The organism is Thermosulfurimonas sp., assembly GCF_015491435.1.
Taxonomy (GTDB): Bacteria; Desulfobacterota; Thermodesulfobacteria; order Thermodesulfobacteriales; family Thermodesulfobacteriaceae; genus Thermosulfurimonas_A.
Map to the genome: position 1 here is coordinate 1 of NZ_WFVX01000086.1, position 4,482 is coordinate 4,482.

The 4,482-nt window shown below is 61.3% G+C and carries 7 protein-coding genes and 1 pseudogene; 5 read left to right on the forward strand and 3 right to left on the reverse strand.

Going from position 1 to position 4,482, the window contains the following annotated elements:
• The 3 genes and pseudogenes from F8J34_RS03900 to F8J34_RS03910 all read right to left on the reverse strand — a co-directional run.
• Window positions 1-202: pseudogene (locus F8J34_RS03900) on the reverse strand (dihydroorotate dehydrogenase electron transfer subunit); the annotation flags it as partial.
• Window positions 199-723, reverse strand: a complete 525-nt coding sequence (locus tag F8J34_RS03905; protein WP_297056697.1) for a YeeE/YedE thiosulfate transporter family protein — start codon at window positions 721-723, stop codon at window positions 199-201. The pseudogene F8J34_RS03900 and the gene F8J34_RS03905, both read right to left, overlap by 4 nt.
• Before the next feature lie 3 nt (window positions 724-726).
• The gene (locus F8J34_RS03910; protein WP_297056698.1) at window positions 727-1,254 is read right to left on the reverse strand and encodes a YeeE/YedE thiosulfate transporter family protein; all 528 of its coding nucleotides are present in this window, start codon (window positions 1,252-1,254) and stop codon (window positions 727-729) included.
• A gap of 188 nt (window positions 1,255-1,442) precedes the next feature.
• On the opposite strand from F8J34_RS03910, the gene gcvH reads away from it, so the two are divergent.
• The 5 genes from gcvH to F8J34_RS03935 all read left to right on the forward strand — a co-directional run.
• Window positions 1,443-1,889: a glycine cleavage system protein GcvH gene (gene gcvH / locus F8J34_RS03915; RefSeq protein ID WP_297056699.1), complete on the forward strand. Its 447-nt coding sequence runs from the start codon at window positions 1,443-1,445 to the stop codon at window positions 1,887-1,889.
• The gene (gene fabD / locus F8J34_RS03920; RefSeq protein ID WP_297056700.1) at window positions 1,890-2,822 is read left to right on the forward strand and encodes an ACP S-malonyltransferase; all 933 of its coding nucleotides are present in this window, start codon (window positions 1,890-1,892) and stop codon (window positions 2,820-2,822) included.
• A complete protein-coding gene (locus F8J34_RS03925; RefSeq protein WP_297056701.1) occupies window positions 2,823-3,032 on the forward strand; it encodes a 4Fe-4S binding protein in 210 nt (69 codons plus the stop codon).
• Complete coding sequence (gene vorB / locus F8J34_RS03930; RefSeq protein WP_297056702.1) at window positions 3,033-4,082, forward strand: 3-methyl-2-oxobutanoate dehydrogenase subunit VorB; 1,050 nt, start codon at window positions 3,033-3,035, stop codon at window positions 4,080-4,082. It abuts the gene before it with no gap.
• Window positions 4,064-4,482: thiamine pyrophosphate-dependent enzyme (locus F8J34_RS03935; RefSeq protein ID WP_297056703.1), on the forward strand; the 419-nt coding region annotated here is incomplete at its 3' end. The genes vorB and F8J34_RS03935, both read left to right, overlap by 19 nt.

A 4,482-nucleotide genomic window follows, 5' to 3' on the forward strand; every position in this document is an offset into this window, starting at 1 on the left:
CCTGATAGAGTACGAAAATCCCTCCCTCCTGCACCTCATGCACCGAGAAGGGGCGGGGAAGGAGGGGATCGTTTCCGGGCCAGGCCTTAAGCCTTACGAACTGCCCCGGAAGGGCCTTTTCCGCCACCTCCGGGGCCTCAAACTCAAGAAGGAAATACTCTCCCCCGAGTCTTTTTCGTCGTATGACCTTTGCCGGGATCACCAGCCCATTTTCTCAAGAAAGGCGATAAAGGCCAAGAGGGCCCCGGCAAAGATTACCCCCACCAGAAGCGGCGGGAGATGGAGCACCATGGGGAGGGAAATCTTCCCGTAGGCCCCGATTCCGTAAAGGGTCTTTTTCCAGAAGGGATAGGTGTGGGCGAAGGTGGCGGCTCCCACCAGGCCTCCCAGGACTCCGAAGATACCGTCTAGAGACCCTTCACCTATGGCCCCCGGAGCTGTCCCCGGGCAGTACCCCAGGACCGCCCAGCCCAGACCGTAAATCACCCCGCCCACAAGATTGGCCGCTATAAAGGTGGGTTTGAGATGATAAGGCGCCAGCCCCAGGGTGGTTAAAAGCTGAATCCCGATGGCCCCTACTATTACTCCGGAAAGGAGGAACTTGAGCACCGTGAGATCCGTCAGGGTGAGAAGCCCGATGTGTTTTTCAAAGCGTAAGATGCGGGCCCGCTGGAAGATATAGCCCCAGATAATTCCCGTGATAAGCCCGATCAAGAGTTCCATGGCCTACCTCCTTTCCCTGCCGTAAAGGATTAGAGCCAGGGGAATACCACCGGCGAAAAACCCCGTCACCACGAAGAAGGCACTTACCGCCAGCTGGCTCATGCCCGAAAGTCCGTGTCCGCTGGGGCATCCCCCGGCCAGACGCGCCCCGTAGATGATGAGGAACCCACCGATGAAAGCTCCGACCGCCCGCACCAGCGGTGAATTGCCGAAACACCGTGTCCATCTCTCCGGTACCCAGCGCAAACGGAACTCTCCGTTGCGCAGGGCCGCCAGCAGAGCCCCGAGCGGCACCCCCAGGACCAGCATCACCTTCCAGTCGATACCTGTTCCCTCCTTGCGATAGTATTCATTCTCCGCCACCCTCTGCGGGGAGACCGCCTTTTCTATCATTCCGGAGACCCGTACATAGGCCGTGGAGGTCCCCAGATAACGGGGATGTCCGAAGAGCTGATAGGTGACGAGCACCGAGGCCACCAGCAACAACCCGGTGAGCGCTCCGCCCAGATAAGGTGACCAGCCGTTGCGCATACCTCCACCTCCTTACACCTTATTGGATCTCTTCTTTCCACCCTTCCACAGGGTGGTTTGTATCACGATCTTCATTTTTCGAGCCCAACCTGAATCTTTCAAGTCAAACCATAAGCCTTTTGGGACCTCTTGTCAAAGCCCATCTTTTCGGCTAATTCGGTGAAGATAAATTCTAGTGGAGGTGGTATATGGCCTTTCCCGAGGATCGGCTTTATTCCGAGGAGCATCTCTGGGTGAAAAAGGAGCGGGGCGCCAAGGCTCTGCTCGGTCTTTCCGAATTCGCCTGTCGGCGTTACGGAGAGGTGGTGGACCTGGAACTACCCGAAGAGGGTGAGGAGATCGAAAAGGGCGAGGTCTTCGGCAGTGTGGAGACCTCCCGGGGGGTGGAGGAACTGGTGGCCCCGGTTTCCGGGGAGGTTACCGCCGTAAACGAGGAGGTGCTGGGTGATCCGGCGCTGGTGGAGGAGGATCCCTACGGTGACGGCTGGCTTCTCCGGGTTAAACTCCTGGATCCGGATGAACTGGAGGAACTCATGAGTGCCGATGAGTACGAGGATTATCTGGAAGAAGAGGCCGAAGAGGAACTTTTCGAGGAGGAAGAGGGTCTGGAATTTGAGGAAGAGGAGGAGGAATAAGTGATCGCGGTGGTCTTCCCCGGGCAGGGGGCGCAGTATGTAGGAATGGGAAAGGACCTTTATGAGGCCTTCCCCGAGGCCCGGGAGGTGTTTGAGCTTGCCGAAGACCTTACCGGTCTTCCCCTGCGCCGGCTCTGCTTCGAAGGCCCCGAGAAAGAGCTTACCGAGACCTCGCGGCTCCAGCCGGCCCTTACCGCGGTGAACCTTTCCGTGTGGCGGGTGCTTTCCGCCCGGGGCCTTCGGCCGGCCTTTTTCGCCGGACACAGCCTGGGGGAGTTCAGCGCCCTGTGTGCGGCAGGGGTTCTGTCTCTTGAGGATACCTTCCGGCTTACGAAACTTCGCGGGGAACTCATGTCCCGGGCCGGGGAGGAGGCCCCGGGGGCCATGTATGCGGTGATCGGTCTTTCGCGGGAGAGCCTGACCGAAATCCTTTCCCGGGTTTCGGGCCGGGTGTATCTGGCCAACCACAATTCTCCGGAACAGAGCGTGATCAGCGGCGAGGAGGAGGCCGCGGCAAAGGCCGCAGAGGAGGCCCGGGCCGCAGGCGCCAAACGGGTGGTAAAGCTTTCCGTTTCCGGGGCCTTTCACTCCCCGCTCATGGAAAAAGCCGCGCAAAGGTTCGCCGAAGCCTTAAGAGAAACCCCGTTTTCTCCGGCCCGAATTCCGGTGGTCCTCAATGTTACCGCCACCCCGGAGACCGATCCTGAGCGTATTCGCGAGGCCCTTTCGCGCCAGATGCTCTCCCCGGTGCGCTGGGTGGAAAGCGTTGAGGCCATGTATGCGGCCGGCGTCCGCACCTTCCTTGAGGCGGGGCCCAAGCGGGTCCTTTCCGGGCTCATTAAGCGTATCCTTTCCGGAAAGGAATTTCGTGTCCTACAGGCTGAAACCCCGGGAGAGATCGAGGCCCTTTTTCGGGAGATGGGAGAGGATTAGATGGCACGTTTTCGGGTCCGGGTCTCCTTTCCCGAAAGATGCAAGGGCTGCGGGCTTTGTGTGCACTTCTGTCCCCGGAAGATCCTTTCCGTGGGGGGGCGCCGCAACCGTCAGGGCTACCGGGTGGTGGAGGTGACGGAGCCCGAAAAATGCACCGGCTGCGGGGTGTGTTATCTTATGTGTCCGGATGTGGTCCTGGAGGTGGTTTAGGTGAAACCCGTTCTGGTCAAGGGCTCGGAGGCCATTGCCCTGGGGGCGCTTGAGGCGGGCTGCCGGTGTTATTTCGGATATCCCATCACCCCGCAGAACGAGATCCCGGAACTCATGGCCCGGGAGCTTCCCAAACGGGGCGGGGTCTTCCTTCAGGCCGAAAGCGAGCTTGCCGCGGTGAACATGCTCCTCGGGGCGGTCTCCACCGGGGTGCGGGCCATGACCTCCTCCTCAAGCCCGGGCATCTCCCTTATGGCCGAGACCTTCTCCTATCTTGCGGCCCTTGAGCTCCCGGCGGTGGTGGTGAATGTCTCCCGCGGAGGCCCGGGGCTCGGAGGGATCGAGGCCTCCCAGGGGGACTACTTCCAGGCCACCCGCGGGGCCGGACACGGCGACTATCACTTCCTGGTCCTCTCCCCGGCAAGCGTTCAGGAGGCCTACGAGCTTACGGCGAAGGCCTTTGAGCTTTCCGAAAAATACCGGCAGCCGGCCATGATTCTCACCGACGCCCTTCTCGGCCAGATGAAGGAACCCCTTCTTCCGCGCCGGCTCCGGGTGCGGGAATATCCCAAGGACTGGGCGCTTACCGGGGCCCGGGGGCGTCCGGCCCGGGTCTTAAAAAGCCTCTTTCTCGGGCCCGGGGAGCTTCGGGCCCGAAACGAGCTTCTCCAGAAGAAATACCGGGCCATGCGGCGCGAGGCCCGGGCCGAGGTCCTCTACGCAGAGGGGGCCGAGCTTGCGGTCTGTGCCTTCGGGTCCCTTTCCCGGATCGTGAAGGAGGCCGTGGAGATGGCCCGCAAGAAGGGCTATCCCGTGGCCTTTGTGCGGCCCATAACCCTCTTTCCCTTTCCGGAAAAGCCCTTCCGCGAACTCGCCCTGCGAGGGGTAAGGTTCTTAGTGGTGGAGCTTAACTGCGGGCAGATGGTAGAGGATGTGAAACTTTCCGTGTGCGGAAGGGCGGAGGTGGAAAGCTTTGCCCTTCCCCCGAGCGACCTTCCCGCCCCGGAAGACATCTACCGGAGGATCAGGCGGTGTCTCCGAAAAAGGTAAAACCCCCTTTCACCTTTCCCCGATCCCTTACCGAGCGCCCCTTTCACTACTGTCCGGGGTGCCATCACGGGATCGCCCATCGGCTCCTTGCCGAGGTGATCGACGAGCTGGGGATCCGGGAACGGGCCTACGGGGTGGCCTCCATCGGCTGCGCCTGTTTCCTTTACTATTACTACGACGCGGACATCTGCGAGGCCCCGCACGGAAGGGCCTGCGCTGCGGCCACCGGGGCCAAACGGGCCCGGCCGGAGCTTGCGGTCTTTACCTACCAGGGCGACGGGGACTTTGCGGCCATCGGCCTTACGGAAAGCCTTCACGCCGCGGCCCGGGGCGAACGCATTACCGCCATCATGATCAATAACACCGTCTATGGTATGACCGGGGGGCAGCTCTCCCCCAC

Excerpts from the sequence above, each read along its gene's own strand:
- F8J34_RS03905 (WP_297056697.1), bottom strand. The coding sequence starts at position 723 with ATGGAACTCTTGATCGGGCTTATCACGGGAATTATCTGGGGCTATATC.
- F8J34_RS03910 (WP_297056698.1), bottom strand. The coding sequence starts at position 1,254 with ATGCGCAACGGCTGGTCACCTTATCTGGGCGGAGCGCTCACCGGGTTG.
- gcvH (WP_297056699.1), top strand. The coding sequence starts at position 1,443 with ATGGCCTTTCCCGAGGATCGGCTTTATTCCGAGGAGCATCTCTGGGTG.
- F8J34_RS03925 (WP_297056701.1), top strand. The coding sequence starts at position 2,823 with ATGGCACGTTTTCGGGTCCGGGTCTCCTTTCCCGAAAGATGCAAGGGC.